12 protein-coding genes and 2 tRNA genes are annotated in these 15,003 nt (G+C 57.2%); 7 read left to right on the top strand and 7 right to left on the bottom strand.

The features are described 5' to 3' along the window. Positions 1-40: 40 nt before the first annotated feature. Both AC6I1V_RS10435 and AC6I1V_RS10430 read right to left on the bottom strand, forming a co-directional pair. Positions 41-985, bottom strand: a complete 945-nt coding sequence (locus tag AC6I1V_RS10435; protein WP_302551472.1) for a Mu-like prophage major head subunit gpT family protein — start codon at positions 983-985, stop codon at positions 41-43. A 323-nt stretch (positions 986-1,308) separates the two neighbouring features. Next, a complete protein-coding gene (locus tag AC6I1V_RS10430; protein ID WP_486855033.1) occupies positions 1,309-2,430 on the bottom strand; it encodes a phage protease in 1,122 nt (373 codons plus the stop codon). Here AC6I1V_RS10430 and fdhF point away from each other — a divergent pair. The 3 genes from fdhF to AC6I1V_RS10415 all read left to right on the top strand — a co-directional run bounded on the left by fdhF (position 2,429) and on the right by AC6I1V_RS10415 (position 7,680). Next, the gene (fdhF, locus tag AC6I1V_RS10425; RefSeq protein ID WP_497736986.1) at positions 2,429-4,780 is read left to right on the top strand and encodes a formate dehydrogenase subunit alpha; all 2,352 of its coding nucleotides are present in this window, start codon (positions 2,429-2,431) and stop codon (positions 4,778-4,780) included. The two genes, AC6I1V_RS10430 and fdhF, sit on opposite strands and share 2 nt — an antisense overlap. Before the next feature lie 105 nt (positions 4,781-4,885). Continuing rightward, positions 4,886-5,221 carry a hypothetical protein gene (locus tag AC6I1V_RS10420; RefSeq protein WP_497736985.1) on the top strand — a complete coding sequence of 112 codons (336 nt, stop codon included), beginning with the start codon at positions 4,886-4,888 and terminating at the stop codon, positions 5,219-5,221. A gap of 443 nt (positions 5,222-5,664) precedes the next feature. Next, positions 5,665-7,680: a 4Fe-4S dicluster domain-containing protein gene (locus AC6I1V_RS10415; RefSeq protein ID WP_486855005.1), complete on the top strand. Its 2,016-nt coding sequence runs from the start codon at positions 5,665-5,667 to the stop codon at positions 7,678-7,680. Between the two features lie 119 nt (positions 7,681-7,799). Here AC6I1V_RS10415 and AC6I1V_RS10410 read toward each other — a convergent pair whose 3' ends face one another. Then, on the bottom strand, positions 7,800-8,009 hold the full coding sequence (locus AC6I1V_RS10410; RefSeq protein WP_486855006.1) for a hypothetical protein: 210 nt from the start codon (positions 8,007-8,009) through the stop codon (positions 7,800-7,802). Positions 8,010-8,345: 336 nt separating this feature from the next. Between AC6I1V_RS10410 and AC6I1V_RS10405 the strand changes: the two genes are divergently transcribed. The 3 genes from AC6I1V_RS10405 (at position 8,346) to AC6I1V_RS10395 (ending at position 9,907) form a co-directional block, all read left to right on the top strand. Beyond that, positions 8,346-8,422 (top strand) — tRNA-Arg (locus AC6I1V_RS10405). 231 nt (positions 8,423-8,653) lie between these two features. After that, positions 8,654-9,487 carry an amidohydrolase family protein gene (locus AC6I1V_RS10400; RefSeq protein WP_497736984.1) on the top strand — a complete coding sequence of 278 codons (834 nt, stop codon included), beginning with the start codon at positions 8,654-8,656 and terminating at the stop codon, positions 9,485-9,487. Between the two features lie 344 nt (positions 9,488-9,831). Beyond that, positions 9,832-9,907: transfer RNA gene (locus AC6I1V_RS10395), tRNA-Glu, on the top strand. Between the two features lie 230 nt (positions 9,908-10,137). Here the strand turns inward: AC6I1V_RS10395 and AC6I1V_RS10390 are convergent. The 3 genes from AC6I1V_RS10390 to AC6I1V_RS10380 all read right to left on the bottom strand — a co-directional run bounded on the left by AC6I1V_RS10390 (position 10,138) and on the right by AC6I1V_RS10380 (position 12,403). Then, the gene (locus AC6I1V_RS10390; RefSeq protein WP_497736983.1) at positions 10,138-10,428 is read right to left on the bottom strand and encodes a hypothetical protein; all 291 of its coding nucleotides are present in this window, start codon (positions 10,426-10,428) and stop codon (positions 10,138-10,140) included. 284 nt (positions 10,429-10,712) lie between these two features. Then, positions 10,713-10,985, bottom strand: coding sequence for an RNA-binding regulator (gene rbp / locus AC6I1V_RS10385; protein WP_497736982.1), 273 nt, complete (start codon positions 10,983-10,985; stop codon positions 10,713-10,715). 269 nt (positions 10,986-11,254) lie between these two features. Beyond that, complete coding sequence (locus AC6I1V_RS10380; RefSeq protein ID WP_497736981.1) at positions 11,255-12,403, bottom strand: ATP-grasp domain-containing protein; 1,149 nt, start codon at positions 12,401-12,403, stop codon at positions 11,255-11,257. Between the two features lie 376 nt (positions 12,404-12,779). Between AC6I1V_RS10380 and AC6I1V_RS10375 the strand changes: the two genes are divergently transcribed. Beyond that, entirely contained in the window at positions 12,780-12,995 is a 216-nt protein-coding gene (locus AC6I1V_RS10375; protein ID WP_497736980.1) for a hypothetical protein, read from the top strand. A 722-nt stretch (positions 12,996-13,717) separates the two neighbouring features. Here the strand turns inward: AC6I1V_RS10375 and AC6I1V_RS10370 are convergent. Then, the gene (locus AC6I1V_RS10370) at positions 13,718-14,983 is read right to left on the bottom strand and encodes an O-acetylhomoserine aminocarboxypropyltransferase/cysteine synthase family protein (protein WP_302553361.1); all 1,266 of its coding nucleotides are present in this window, start codon (positions 14,981-14,983) and stop codon (positions 13,718-13,720) included. Between the last annotated feature and the right edge of the window lie 20 nt (positions 14,984-15,003).

Here is a 15,003-nt window from a genome sequence, read left to right as displayed (position 1 = left end):
GGGCTTTCACAAGAAAAGCCCTCCCCATGCCTTCATTCCGTTAAATCAGCCAATGGCTGACCAGCAGCGTCGCGGCGCGGTACCAGATGTTGCTGCCGCCGTCGGGGTCCTGCTCGGCGGAAACGATACGGCGGGCGGCGGACTGGAGGGACGGGGGCACGACCAGCATCGTCCCGGCCTCACCGCCGAAACCGAGGCCGAGGGGACGCCCGCCGTCGGCGCGGAAGCCCTGCATGGTTTCAAGGGCGGCGGCGAAATTGGCGGCGTTCAGCTCCTGCGTGCTGCACACGGCCTGCTGCCAGAAGCCGTACCCGCCGTTGCAGCGGTAACGGATGCCGTAGGGGATCTTGTCCTTCATGAAGACATAGTCGTTGTCCGGATTGGTAATGACCTGCAATTCCGGGGCGGTGCGCTCCTGAAAGATGAACGGGCGCAACGGGCGGGAGACATCCAGCACGAACCACGGCGTCCCGTCGGTGACCGTTTCGCCCACGGCGGCGGGGCGCAGCCAGTTGGAGACGCTTTCAGCGTCGCCGGAACCGTCCGCGTTCGGGTATACGGGATGATCCACGGCAAAGAACGCCTTGCCGTCATAGCATGTGCCGGACGTGCCGTTCTTGAGCAGGCCGAACACGATCTCGTCGGGATGCGTCCCGGCGGCATAGCCCATTTCGCGGAACAGCGGGGCATACACGCCGATGTCGTCGTCCTCCACAGCCGTGCGGGGGATGTCCACGGTGGCCTCGTAGAGGTTGTTCATCACCGAATAGCCGTGCTCCTTGATGTTCTTGAAGGAGCGGTCGCCGGACCATTCGCGGAGTTTGGGGAACTGGCCGATCCAGCCATAGGTGTTGCCCGCCGAGCTGCTCGGCACACGGGTGGACAGCTTGTCCCACTGGGACGGCGCGGACGAAAGCGCATCCTGAAATTCACGCTGGAAGCCCACACGCAGGGCCGACACAAGGGAACTCGTCACTACTGCCATTTGATATATCCTCATGATGAAGAACGGTTCTGAGGAGGGGAAAAGGGCCTCTTCCGAAGGAAAACGCCGTCTTCTCTCCCCCTGATTCCCTCCTCTCCCCCAAAGCCTTCGCTGATGGAAAGATGATGCGGAAGGAACCCCTGTCTTTACATTTCCAAACCGGGGGACGGGCGCGAAAGAAACGGCTTTCCAAGCCGCCCGTACCGACGCCGACCCTTACGAAAGTCTTGGGAGGCGGAGGGGTGGGGTCTGGGGAGGGGAGGAGGAAGCCTTTCTCCAGAAAGGTTCCTCCTCCCCTCCCCAGTCTTCCCTCCCCAACTCCCCTACCCGCGTACGGCGAGATACTCCGCCTCGCTCAGACCGAGCTGGCTGCAAACAAAACGCTCCTCATCGGAAAGCGGGGACGCGGCGGGAGCCGACAGCACGGGGCGGCTGCCCGTGCTCTGGAACGACGAGAGCGCGGCAATGGGCGAAACGGCGGCAAGATAGGTTTCCAGCGCCTCCGGGTCCCGGCGTCCCAGCGCGGTGGCCCAGCCGACAAGCCCACGGCTCAAGCGCCCGTCGGCCACGGCCTCCTCAATATTCCGGGCCATATGATCGCCCTGCGTGACGCTGAGCGCCACCGAAAGCTGCTCGCGCAGGGCTGTGTTGGCGCGCACCAGCGAGGTCAGGGCCGCCTGAGGATGGCAAGCCTGCAAAAAGTCGAACAGCGTGGGCCGGGCGCTGCCGGGCAGCGGATCTGCCTGATGGGGAAAAGGCGGCTGTCCGGGTACGGCGGACGGCTCGGACACGGCGGGATTCGCGGGCGCAAGCAGGGATTCGAGCTTGTCCAGTTCCGCCTGCAAGGTTTCCTCGGCGGCGTCTTCAGGCAGGCCGAGGAGCTGTTTCAGCCGATTGAGCGCATTCATGGCTGTCTCCGGTTGAGGGTTGTCGGATGGGGGGAGCTCCTCAGCCGCGGCGACGGCGCCGAGCCCGTCAAGCGCGGGGACATTGGTCAGGGCCGCGCCTTTCAGTTCCAGCACGTCGCCGTTTTGGGGGTTGAAGGAGAACACCGGGGAAATGAAACGGTATTCATCCTGTCCGATGAAAGCCTTGGCGCCTTCCGTCCACCGGATCGACGCGAACAGCCCCTGCCCCGGCTCGTACCGGAGCGACTCGATCCAGCCTGCGGCCGGGGCGGGCTGCCCGTTGTGGCGGGCATTGAGGCTCTGGTGCTCATAGTCGATGACCAGAGGCGTCTCGCGCCGCCGCCATTGGCCGAGCACACGTTCCGCGCCCGAAGGGGAGAGGTTCCATGCGTTGAGGTTTCCTCCCGTGAGCGTGCCGGGCCTGCCGTCGCGAGCGGCGAACACGCCGTCGGGCAGAAGCCGGATCTCCGGGAAAGGCCGGCGGAGCGAATCCGCCACCGCGGACAATAAAAGGGGATGTAGGGGTGATTGCTTCATGGGCTGCACCCTACGCGGCATTGCGCCGCAAGAAAGGTTGAACGATGTCAGCGGGTGGAAAAACAAAGAACGGAAAGGATCAGGCATGGAACAGACTGCCCCTAAAGGAAAAAGCGGCAAAAGGGCGGCGAGGGGGCGCACTGCGGCACACCGCAGAAGGAAGAGGCGGCAATTTGGTGAAAAACAAAGCTTCTGCGATAAAAACAATCGAAATCGTAAAAAATTTTCCTCACAAACGCCGAAAAGCCTTGTAAGCGAAAACCGACGGATCTATGATTGGTCAACTAAACAATCTTCGGGGTGGAGCATGAAAAAAGTCCTGACGACCTGCGGCTATTGCGGATGCGGGTGCAACCTGTATCTGACCGTGGAGGGCGGGCGCATCACCGGCGTCCTGCCCAAGCCGGATCATCCCGTCAGCCAAGGCATGTTGTGCTCCAAGGGATGGCAGGGGCACGGCTTCGCGCGCCATCCCGACCGTCTGGATCAGCCCCTGCTCCGTCAGGAAGACGGCACGCTGAAAGGCGTTTCGTGGAGCGAAGCCTACCGCGCCATTGCGGAACACCTGCGCGCGGTGATCCGCGCACACGGCCCGGACAAGTTCGCCATGCTCGCCTCGGCGCGCTGCACCAACGAAGAGAACTACCTTGCCGCCAAACTGACCCGCGCCGTGATCGGTTCCCCGAACATCGATCACTGCGCGCGCCTCTGACACAGCCCCACCGTAGCCGGTCTGGCTACAGCATTCGGCTCAGGGGCGGCCACCAACGGCCTTGAGGAAATCCGCTTCGCCGACACCATCCTTGTGATCGGCTCCAACACGTCGGCGCAGCACCCGCTGGCCTACGCCCGCATCACGGCGGCAAAGAAACGCGGGGCAAAGCTCATTGCCGTGGACCCTCGGCGCACGCCCGTGGCGGCGCTGTCGGACATCCACCTCGCCATCCGCCCGGGCAGCAACCTCGCGCTCGTCAACGCGCTGATGCACGTCATCCTGTTTGAAGAGAAAGCGCAGGACGACGCCTTCATCGACGGGCGCACGGAGCATTTCGACGCCCTGCGCGCCTCGTTGGAGGGCTGCACCCCGGAATGGGCCGCGCCGCTCACCGGCCTCCAGCCCGAAGCCATCCGGGAAACGGCCCGGCTGTACGCCAAGGGCCCCAATTCCATCATCCTCTACTGCATGGGCGTCACCCAACAGGCAACGGGGACCCGGACCTGCGGCGCGCTGGCGAACCTCGTCATGCTCTGCGGCATGATCGGGCGGCCTTCCACCGGGCTCATCCCCCTGCGCGGGCAAAACAACGTGCAGGGCTCCTGCGATATGGGCGCGCTCCCCGAAACCCTACCCGGCTACGTCAAGGCGGATTCCGAACTGGGGCGCCAGCGTTTCGCCCGGCTCTGGGGGCCGTTCGCCGACGAGCAGGGCAAAAAACTCACCGAAATCATGGACGGAATGCGCGACGGGAGCATCCGGGCGGCCTACATCATGGGCGAGAACCCCATGCAGTCCGATCCTGACGCGGCGAAAGTCGAATCGGGGCTGCGGAACCTCGATTTCCTCATCGTGCAGGACATTTTCATGACGCCCACGGCGCGGCTTGCCGACGTGGTCCTGCCCGCGGCCAGCTATCTCGAAAAACAGGGGACGTTCACCAACACCGAACGCCGGGTACAGCTCATCAACGAAGTCCTGCCCCCCCTGCCCGGCACCCGCCCCGACTGGCGCATCCTGTGCGACGTGATCAACGCGCTCGGCGGGCGGGCGGACTACGACTCGCCCCGCGAGATCTTCAATGAAATCCGTCAGGTGGTTCCGAGTTACGCGGGCATGGACTATACCCGCCTTGCCGAGGAACAGGGGCTGTGCTGGCCCTGCCCGACCCCGGATCATCCGGGCACGCCCTATCTGCACGCCGCATCCTTCACGCGGGGGCGCGGGCTGTTCACGGTCAACGACGTGCCCGACGATCTCGGCTGCGCCACGGATGAAAGCTATCCGTTCACGCTGCTCACCGGGCGCGTCTCGCACCACTACCACACCGGCACGATGACCCGGCGCTCATGGGCGCTGGATCGCGAGTATCCCGAGGCTTTTCTTGACATGCACCCGGACGATGCGGCGGCCTTGCGGCTCAAGGACAACTGGAAAGTGCGCGTCACCTCGCGGCAGGGTTCCATCGTGGCCCGCCTGCGGACGACAGCGGATCTCCAGCCCGGCACCGTTTTTCTCCCCTTCCATTTCGCGGAGAGCCCCGCCAACGCGCTCACGAGCCACGAGCATCTCGACCCCACGGTCAAGATCCCCGCGCTGAAGCTCACGCCCGTGCGTGTGGAGGAGGCGAGGTAGGGGAAAGGATAAGGGAATATCGGGGGAGGGGAGAGGGGAACTTTCTGGAGAAAGTTCCCCTCTCCCCTCCCCCGAACCCCCTCCCCTCTCCCTTCAAAGACTTTCGTGTTTATCGAATCCCTGTTCGCGGTTTTCCTTTGGGATGACGGGTTGCCGTGTATTCAACTGGACGGCAGTGTTTTACGGGGCTGGGTTATAGGAAGCAGTGTTTTTGCAAGGCTGTGTTTAAGTTTGTGGTTGATACAAGATTCCAACTGGAAAGGAAGAGTTCTTTGGAAATTATCTGGAGGTCTCGCAACAATTCTTCAAAACTGGATTTCATGTAATGAACAAAAAATGAGAGAGGCCCACATCACCAGACGTAGAATGAACTTTTATCTATTGATTTTCATTGAAAAAATCATCAACCGTAAAATTGAACACAGCCTTTTGCAAGGTTAGGTTATAGGAAATGGTTGATTCTTTCGGCTCTGTCATAGTACATGGTTATTTTGTTTCAGCAATATACTGAAATATATGCTTTTTATCCAAATTTTCCGCTGGAGGGCCCTGCGATTGGGGGATTTTATTGGTTATTTCTTTGGAATTTCAAGGAAATAAAGCATCAACCGTTTTCTATGAACAGCCATTCTTTCTTGAAGTTCCAAAAGGATAACCGATACAATGCCTCAGCCATAAAGCCCGCCAATGGAAAAACTGGAGAAAAAGGCCGTATCACCATACTGTGGAGATGAAACAGCCACATCCTAATGATGGACCTTTTGAAACGAACGGGGCGCAGCCTCCCCATCAGCCGGAAGCCTTGGGAAGGTGGGCGGGGAGGGAGCCCACTTCTTCAGAAGGTTTCCCATCCCCATATTCCCGCCTTTCCCTCAGGAGCCCTCATGTTCAAGTTCAAGGCATCGGATCTCCCCGAAATACTGACGCGCTGGTCGGCGCGGTATACGGTATTCGTCCCAAGCGGAAGCCCGGACAACGTACAGATGCGCATCTGGTCGCGCCGCACCCGGAAAGAAGCCCGGTTTATGGAGCCGGACGAATACACCAACCTGAGCGTCGCGCCCAAGGGGTTCGTCTTCGGCGAACGCGAGGAGCTGTTCCGCTGGGAAGGCAGCGAGAAGACCTGTACTGCCGTCAGCGCGCCGTCTTCGTCCTCTTTGCAGGAGGAGGACAAGATCCTGTTCGGCCTGCGTCCCTGCGACACGTACGGGCTGGCCTACATGGATCGCTTTTTCCTCGGCGAACACCACGACATCAATTACCATTTGCGCCGCCAGCATGTGTTCATCGTCGCCGTGAACTGCCTTAATGCCGGGCCTGAATGTTACTGCGCCTCGATGGGCACCGGGCCGTTCGCAGAAATCATCGCCCACACCGAATACGGGATGCAGGCGGGCAAGGGGTATGACCTGCTTCTGACCCCTGATTACGGGCCCGGCCACAAGAAGGGGGAGAAGGGAGAAAATGACTGGTACTGGGTGGAAGCGGGATCGGATCGGGGCAAGGCGCTCCTGTCCCACGTCGCGCCGCTCCTGTACCGCGACCTCGAATTCACGGGCCGCAGGCGCAAGAAGGCCTTGCAGGAAGAGGCGCTGAAGACGTTCCGCCGCACGCTGGACACGTCCACAGTCCGGCAGGTGCTCGCCGCGCACTTCAAGGATGAGGAATGGGATGCCATCGCTTCAAGCTGCATCGCCTGTACCGGGTGCACGCGCGTTTGCCCCACCTGTACCTGCTTCACCACCGAAGAGGAGCGGGACACGCCCCATTCCGGCACCCGCGTCCGGGTCTGGGACTCGTGCCAGTCGGTATCGTTCACCCGGAACGCGGAATTCCACAACCCGCGCTCCAAGACTTCGGCCGTGCGCTACCGGATCTACGATAAGCTGCAATACATTGAAGAGCGTTTCGGCATGAAGGGCTGTACCGGATGCGGGCGGTGCGCCGCCGTCTGCCCGGCCTCCATCGACATGGTGGACATCATGGCCCGGATGAAGGAACGGACGCCCCACGAGGTGTTGGAAGCCCTCGCCCCGGCGACAAACGTGCATTATGAGCGCGAGGAACGCCTGTTCGACCCGCAGCCGTATACGCCGCTCGTAGCGGAGATCATTGATATTTTTGAGGAAGCCAAAGGCATCAAGCGGTTTACGGTCCGCTACCGCGACCGCCCCAATCAGGGCCGCCCCGCCCTGCGCGGCCAGTTCTTCATGCTGACCGTGTTCGGCGTGGGGGAAATCGCCATTTCCGTGCCGTTCAGCGACCGCGTGAAGGATGCCTTCACCTTCTACGTCAAAAAGGTCGGCAAGGTCACTACAGCCATGCACAACCTGAAGGTCGGGGACATGATGGGCCTGCGCGGGCCGTTCGGCGTGCCCCTGCCCTACGAAACGCTGAAAGGACGCGATCTGCTGGTCGTCGGCTCCGGCGTGGGCCACGCGCCCGTGCGCGCAACGCTGGTCCGGGCCATCGAAAACAAGCCGGACTTCGGGCGCATCGCCATCATGGCCAGCGCCTCAACCTATGAAGGGCTGCTGCTCAAGGACGATCTGCGCGAATGGGCGAAAGTCCCCGGCGTCGAGGTGCACTACTCGCTCTCCAAGCCCACGGATCAGGTGGATGCGCACATCGGCTACATCAACGACCTGCTGCCCGGCCTCGGCCTCGACTGGAAAAACACCTCGGCGATCATCTGCGCCTCAGCCCGCCGCATCAAGGCCGTCGCCCGTGACCTCATGCAGCTCGGCATGAAGCCCTCGGACATCTATACGGCCCTCGAAACCAACATGCACTGCGGCATCGGCAAGTGCGGGCACTGCAAGGTCGGGAGCCATTATATGTGCGTGGACGGCCCCGTATTCACGTACGAGGAAATGCTCCAGCTTCCGCCGGAATTCTGATTTCAGGAAAAGGTTTGCCCCTGTCAGGGCATGTGGCTGTTTCATCTCCACAACACGGTGAAAATACAGCCTTTTTAGTTTTCCCCTTGGCGGAATCCACGGCTAAGGCATTTTGTCGGTTATTCCTTTGGAACTTCAAGAAAAAAAGCATCAACCATTTTCTGTGGCGCAGCCTTTGGGAAAAGGTTTGCCCCTGTCAGGGCATGTGCTGTTTCATCCCCACAGCGCGATGAAAATACAGCCTTTTTAGTTTTCCCCTTGGCGGAATCTACGGCTAAGGCATTTTGCCGGTTGTTCCTTTGGAGCTTCAAGAAAAAAACATCAACCATTTTCTATGGCGCAGCCTTCAGGAAAAGGTTTGGCCCTGTCAGGGCATGTGGCTGTTTCATCCCCACAGCCCGGTGAAAATACAGCCTTTTTAGTTTTCCCCTTGGCGGAATCTACGGCTAAGGCATTTTGCCGGTTGTTCCTTTGGAGCTTCAAGGAAAAAGCATCAACCATTTTCTATAACACAGCCAAAGTTTTTCTCCTTATAAAAATAAATAATTTAAATATGATATAAATATACGCTGTTTTCCCCTGCACAAACGCGATTTTTTTTCAGGAAATCGCCCAGAAAACGCTTGACGGAACCGGGCCATCCGACTATACCTCTTTCTCGTGATGCGGCTGTAGCTCAGCTGGATAGAGCAACAGGCTACGAACCTGTAGGCCAGGAGTTCGAATCTCTTCAGCCGCACCAGAATTTTTAAGGACTTACGAGAAAACCTCGTGAGTCCTTTTTTCGTTGGTGCCAACCAGCCCAACATGCCCCGCATTTTCAGCGTATGGGGAAGCAAGGGGAAAGGTTAGATAAAGGCTCCCCGCACGGGGCAGCCCCCTGCCGTCCCCTGCGCACCCATGCAAAGGGGCCGCCCGTTTCCGTTCACACGCGACGCCGGCACACGGCGCCAGCCTACAAGGAGTCCTTTCCATGAAAGCCATTGATTTCCGTTTCCGCCCCAACACGCCCGATGCCGTGGACGGGCTCATCCACAGCCCCTTCTTTGGGGACATGTGCGCTTTTTTCAACTACCCTGATCGCGCGTGGTCGGCCTCGCTCGACAAAATCGTCGAGCTCATGGACGAGCATGAAATCACCGGGGTCATCACCGGGCGCGACGTCGAAACGACCTATGGCTGCCCCTGCTCCAACATGGGCGTTGTGGAGATGATGAAGGCCTACCCCCACAAATTCTATGGCATGGCCGGGCTCGATCCGCACAAAGGCATGCAGGCCATCGACGAGCTTTCCCGCATGGTCAACGAATTCGGCATGAAAGGCGCGTCCATCGATCCCTACCTCGCCAAGCTCCCGGCGGATCACCGCAAGTTTTACCCCATTTATGCCAAATGCTGTGAGCTGAAGGTTCCTGTGGTCATCAGCACCGGGCCCGGCACCCGCGTCCCCGGCGCGATCATGGACGACGCCTCCCCCGCCCGCGTCGATGAAGTGGCCCGCGACTTCCCGGATCTCACCATCGTCATGAGCCACGGCGGGTATCCCTACGTGCAGGAAGCCTGCATGGTCTGCCACCGCAACGCCAACGTCTATATGGAATGGTCTGAATACGAGACGTGGCCCTTCGCGGACGGCTACGTCAAGGCGGGCAATGAGCTCATCCCCGACAAGCTCATTTTCGCCAGCGCCCACCCCTTCTATGACAGTTGGGAACGCGCCAAGCTGTATGAGACCCTCGGCTTCAAGCCCGACGTGCTTGAGAACGTCCTGTACAACAACGCCGCCCGCGTGCTGGGGATTGCGTAGGGAATCGGGGAAAGGGAGAAATCGGGGGAGGGGAGAGGGAAACTTTCTGGAGAAAGTTTCCCTCTCCCCTCCCCCGTACCCCCTCCCCTCTCCCTTCAAAGACTTTCGGCCTTATCGAATCCCTGTTTGCCGCATTCCCTGCTTGCCCTGTTGGGGCGACATGCACCTTTTCGATAGTTTCTGGAAAAGTTCATTTTGTATTTCATATAGTTGAAATACAGCTTTCATTGCAACAGCGAATGTCTCCTGTTGGGAAATGCGAAAAATCTGTTTTTTGGGGCATGGGTTCGTTCCACGGCTTGACAGGAGGAACGAATCTGCATAGATACAAACCCGGATTCAATGTCACCATCGTCTATCCGGTTAGGACGGCGGCCTCTCACGTCGCTAAGAGGGGTTCAAATCCCCTTGGTGACGCCAGTGAATGCAAAAGCCACATCACAATGATGTGGCTTTTTTGCGTTCCGGCCTACGAGCCCCGTGAAGCAAAACGTGCCGTTTTTCCGGCATAAACCTCTCTAAGAGCTGTGTAGATGAGCTTTGGAAGGACAACCGGGCTGAAAAAATTTTTTCTGAGAGAAACGCTTTTCTCTCCAAAACTGGCTGCTCCTTTTCCTGCCTTTTCTAAGGCTCTATTATATGTGGTTATTTCATCTCCACAGTGCGGTGAAAAATAGAGCTCTTTTTCCAGTTTTCCCCTTGGCGGGATCCACGGCTAAGGCATTTTTCCAGTTATCCCTTTGAAGTTTCAAGGAAAAAAACATCAACCATTTTCTATAACACAGCCTTTCTAAAGGCCCTGTCAAAGCATGTGGTTGTTTTATCTCTACCGTACGGTAAAAATACGGCTTTTTTATCCGATTTTCTCCTTGGCGGAATCCATAGCTAAGGCATTTTGCTGGCTGTTCCTTTGGAAGTTCAAAGAAAAAAGCATCAGCCATTTTCTATGATATAAAAGGCTGTGTCATAGAAAATAGTTGATGCTTTTTTCTTGAAGTTCCAGCGGAATTATTGAAAACAATCTTTTTGCAACTTGACAATAGTTAAATAATTTCAATATATTATATTAAAGACACGGCCTAGCCATATATTCCGCCAGCGGAAAAACAGAATAAAAAAGCCGTATTTTACCGTGCTGTAGAGATAAAACAACCACCTATGACAGAGCCACATAAAAAAAGGCCCCGCAACCTTTCGGATGCAGGGCCTTTCTTATGGGCGTCGATTAATAGCGGGAGTAGGAAGGACGAGCTTCGCGCGGGCGGGCTTCGTTCACCTTGAGGTTGCGACCATTGAAACTGAAATTGTCCAGCGCTTCGACAGCGGCCTGAACGCCTTCGCTGGCCATCTCCACAAAACCGAAGCCACGGGCGCGGCCGGTTTCACGGTCGGAAACGAGCTTCACGGAAGCTACTTCACCGTAAGGGACAAAAAGATCGCGAACGTCATCTTCGGTCGCGGACCAAGGGAGATTGCCGACATAGAGAGACTTAGTCATAAAAAAAAGAGACCTTGTGTAAAAAAGAAAGACAAAATGCCTGCGCATGAACTCCATCAGCTCTCTGCGCGACGTCAGTGCACAATGACTTGTTCCCTGAGAAAGTCAAGGATTTTTTCTTATTTTTTAAAAAGTTAGAAAAAAGAATCCTTCATTTCCGAAAGACCTGAACAAAACCGCCCCATTGCCGTCCGCGCATGTCCCGATGCGCAAACGGCGTTTCAGCCGCCCGCACAGCCGGATGCGTTCCCTTCCGTATTTTCCGTCCGCTACCGCAGAAATTCCGTGAGATCCGATTGCAGGATGGCGTCCAGCTCCTCAGTCCGTCCCGCCTCGCTCTCCGTAAAGGCAAACCCGAAAACGGGCAGTTCGGGCGTATCCACCTTGCGCAGTTCGAGCACCTTCGCAAAATGCGCGGCCAGCCGCTCGTAGTCGAAGGCCGAAGACGGCGGCAGGGATTTCGGCTTGTCCAGAATGACCATGCTGTAGATTTTCCCTTCCCGGCCCCGCAGGATGGCGTCAAAATCCGGCTTCCGGCCATTCAGATAGCAGTCCACCGTGTTGATCCCAAAGGCGAAATACGCCATGTCGGTCGTGCACAGCCCCGCGAAACGCATCGCATTGAACTCAATGGGCAAAATCCGATCGGCCCCGACCCGCAATTCGACATGGGCGGGAAAGTCCCGGATGCCCATCAGGGCGTTGACCTCCCTGAAAAACGCCTCAAAACGCGCCTTGTTCGCTTCGATAACGTCCTTACTCGTATAATACAGCCGATCGCTTACGTCGCTCAGCGACGCGAAACGGTGTTTGAAGATATTCAGGATGACCGGTTCGCCCTCTCCGTCGAAATACACGTCCACGGCGAACTCTTCCCCGGTAATGTATTCCTCCACCAAGAACGACGACTGGTTGACCACGCTTTCGGGGAAGCGTTCCCGGCTTTTGCGCAGGTTGCGTTCAATGTCCGCCACAGCCGCAGCCCAATCCCCATCAGATGTGATCGTATAGACGCCGAGGCTGAAGAACCCCACGGAGGGCTTGAGGATAAAGGGCTTTTTCCAGCCGCTCACGTCAGCCTTCCCAAGTTCGCCCACCGGGATCTCGCGGAAGAAGAAATCAGGGTACATTCCGGCCAGCAGGCGGCGCAGAGCGGCCTTGTCCTTCATGGTGTCGATATGGCGTGCCACCGGCATGTCGCCCAGATGCGCGTGGATCCATTCCAGCGCGTTCTCGGAAGACGTATACAGCCGTTCCCCGTTCCGGCAGCGCCGCTCGGCCTCGGCATCGTCCACAAGGTTCAGGCAATAGTCGCGGGCCAGTTCCGCCGTAAACGGGGTCTCCAATACGGGCTGTCCGCTCCGTTCAAGGTAATTGAGGAAGTGCTTCGAGACATACGGCCTGTCCAACAGGATCATGGAAACCTCCGGTGGTGAGTGTGATCATGGGGTAGGGAAGATTGGGGAAGGGGGGAGGAACCTTTCTGGAGAAAGGTTCCTCCCCCCTTCCCCAAACCCCATCCCCCTTTCTCCAAAGACTTTCATCCTTATCGAATCCCTTTCGCCAGCCTTGCCCGTGGGCGACAGCCCAAAACACTCTCTTTTTTCTTAGGCTGTGTCATGGAGATATTCATTTTTGCAATGAAAGATGTATTTCAACTCTATAAAATTCAAAATGAATTTTTTGAAAACCATCGAAAAGGCGAATAGCTCGTGTTATAGAAAATGATTGCTACTTGTTCCTTGAGGTCCCAAAGGAACAACCGGCAAAATGCCTTAGCCGTGGATTCCGTCGATGGGAAAGCAGGAGAAAAAGGCTGTATTTTCACCGTGCTGTGGAGATGAAACAATCGCATATATGACAGAGCCTTTTCATGCAAAGGGAAAGGCGTTGCCACAACAAATGATTGCCGTTTTTTCTGAAAAGCCCAAAAGACAACCAATAAAACGCCTCACCCATAAGGTTGCCTACAGAAGGCTGAAAAACGGAAAGTTGAAAAAAAGCGCATAGTTCCCCTGCTGAGAGATAAAACAAAAGGCTCCGTCATAACATATGGCTATTTTATTCCCGTAACCTGATGAGATATATGCTTTTTATCTATTTTTCCGCTGATGGGCCCCATGATGGGGGCGTTTTATTCGTTATTCCTTTGGAACTTCAAGAAATAAAGCATCAACCGCTTCCTATGGCACAGCCTGAAACAAAAGCCCCTGTCATAAGCATATGGTTATTTCATTTCCGTAGCATACTGAGATATATGCTTTTCTCTGATTTTTCCGCCAACAGACTGCATAATTAGGGAATTTTATTCGCTATTCCTTTGCAATTTCAGAAAATAAAGCATCAGCCATTTCCTATGGCACAGCCAAACAAAGCGATGCCATGCCCCACAAAAAAGAAAGGCTGTGTTATAGAAAATGGTTAATACTTTTTCCTTGAAGTTCCAAAGGGATAACCGGCAAAATGCCTTATCAGTGAATCCAGCCAAGGGGAAAACTGGAGAAAAAGGCTGTATTTTCACCGCACTGTGGAGATAAAGCAACCATAAACGATAACAGAGCCTTTCTCTTTATCAACCGTAAACTTGAACAGAGCCAAAAGAAAAAAGGGAAAGCTCCCAACAGGGATTCAATAAAGGCGAAAGTTTTAGGGGGATGGGGGTGGGGTTTGGGGAGGGGGAAGGGCCCCTTTTCCAAAAGGGGCCCTTCCCCCTCCCCAAGCCAACTCCCTCCTTACGCCTTTGCCAGAGCCTGTTCCAGATCGGCGATGATGTCCTTGATGTTCTCGATGCCGACGGAGAGCCGCACCATACCGGGGGTGATCCCGGCGCTGACAAGCTGCTCGTCGGTGAGCTGGCGATGCGTGGAGCTGGCGGGGTGCAGCACACAGGTGCGGATGTCCGCCACATGCACGAGCAGCGAGGCCATCTTGAGGCTGTCGATAAACCGGGCTCCGGCTTCGCGCCCGCCCTTGAGCGAGAAGGAGATCACGCCGCTGCACCCGTTGGGCAGGTATTTGGCGGCCCGCTCCTTGTAGGGGCTGCCGTCCAGCGTGGGGTAGCTCACGGATTCGACCTTGCCGTGCTTCTCAAGCCAGTGGGCGACGGCATCGGCGTTCCGGCTGTGGCGCTCAATGCGCAGGGGCAGGGTTTCAAGCCCCTGATTGATCAGGAAGGCCCCGAACGGCGTCTGACAGGCCCCCATATCCCGCATCATCTGCGTGCGCGCCTTGACGATATAGGCGGCCTTGCCGAAGGACTGCGTATAAATGGTTCCGTGGTAGGACTCGTCGGGCTCGGTGAATTCCGGGAACTTGCCGTTCGTCCAGTCGAAGGTTCCGCCGTCCACGATCACGCCGCCCATTTGCAGGGCGTGCCCGTCCATGTATTTGGTGGTCGAATGCACCACGATGTCCGCCCCAAATGCAATGGGGCGGCACAGAACCGGCGTGGCGAACGTGTTGTCCACGATCAGCGGCACGCCGTTCTTATGGGCGATGCGGGCGAACTTTTCGATGTCCAGCACTTCAATGCTCGGATTGGCGATGGTCTCGCCGAACAGCGCCTTGGTGTTGGGGCGGAACGCGGCCTGAATCTCCTCTTCGGAGGCTTCCGGGGACACGAAGGTCACTTCAATGCCGAGCCTCTTGAGCGTCACGGCGAACAGGTTCAGCGAGCCGCCGTAGATGGCGGAGGAGCTGACGATATGATCCCCGGCGGCGGCAAGCGTCAGGATGGAAAACGTGGTTGCGGCCTGCCCGGAAGCGGTGCACAGCGCCCCTACCCCGCCTTCCAGCATGGCGATCTTCTGCTCGACGGCGTCCACGGTGGGATTGCCGAGGCGGGTATAGAAGAATCCGGCTTCCTCAAGGTCAAACAGCTTGCTGACCTGTTCGGTCGACTCATACTTAAACGTCGTGCTCTGGCAGATGGGCAAGGTCTGCGGTTCGCCGTTTTTCGGGGAATACCCGGCATACAGGCATTGCGTTTCGATTTCCATTGTTCTCTCCGTTCAGGATG

It is taken from the genome of Bilophila sp. T19-St14, assembly GCF_059728385.1.
Note: the sequence above shows the minus strand (reverse complement) of the source record. Positions and strands in the feature narration are given on the sequence as shown.

What these genes read in the sequence shown, in the direction of transcription:
- rbp (WP_497736982.1), bottom strand. Translation starts at nt 10,985, where the DNA reads ATGACTAAGTCTCTCTATGTCGGCAATCTCCCTTGGTCCGCGACCGAA.
- AC6I1V_RS10410 (WP_486855006.1), bottom strand. Translation starts at nt 8,009, where the DNA reads ATGGTTGATGTTTTTTTCTTGAAGCTCCAAAGGAACAACCGGCAAAAT.
- AC6I1V_RS10380 (WP_497736981.1), bottom strand. Translation starts at nt 12,403, where the DNA reads ATGATCCTGTTGGACAGGCCGTATGTCTCGAAGCACTTCCTCAATTAC.
- AC6I1V_RS10390 (WP_497736983.1), bottom strand. Translation starts at nt 10,428, where the DNA reads ATGGCTGATGCTTTTTTCTTTGAACTTCCAAAGGAACAGCCAGCAAAA.
- AC6I1V_RS10430 (WP_486855033.1), bottom strand. Translation starts at nt 2,430, where the DNA reads ATGAAGCAATCACCCCTACATCCCCTTTTATTGTCCGCGGTGGCGGAT.
- AC6I1V_RS10375 (WP_497736980.1), top strand. Translation starts at nt 12,780, where the DNA reads ATGGGAAAGCAGGAGAAAAAGGCTGTATTTTCACCGTGCTGTGGAGAT.
- AC6I1V_RS10400 (WP_497736984.1), top strand. Translation starts at nt 8,654, where the DNA reads ATGAAAGCCATTGATTTCCGTTTCCGCCCCAACACGCCCGATGCCGTG.
- AC6I1V_RS10370 (WP_302553361.1), bottom strand. Translation starts at nt 14,983, where the DNA reads ATGGAAATCGAAACGCAATGCCTGTATGCCGGGTATTCCCCGAAAAAC.
- AC6I1V_RS10415 (WP_486855005.1), top strand. Translation starts at nt 5,665, where the DNA reads ATGTTCAAGTTCAAGGCATCGGATCTCCCCGAAATACTGACGCGCTGG.
- AC6I1V_RS10435 (WP_302551472.1), bottom strand. Translation starts at nt 985, where the DNA reads ATGGCAGTAGTGACGAGTTCCCTTGTGTCGGCCCTGCGTGTGGGCTTC.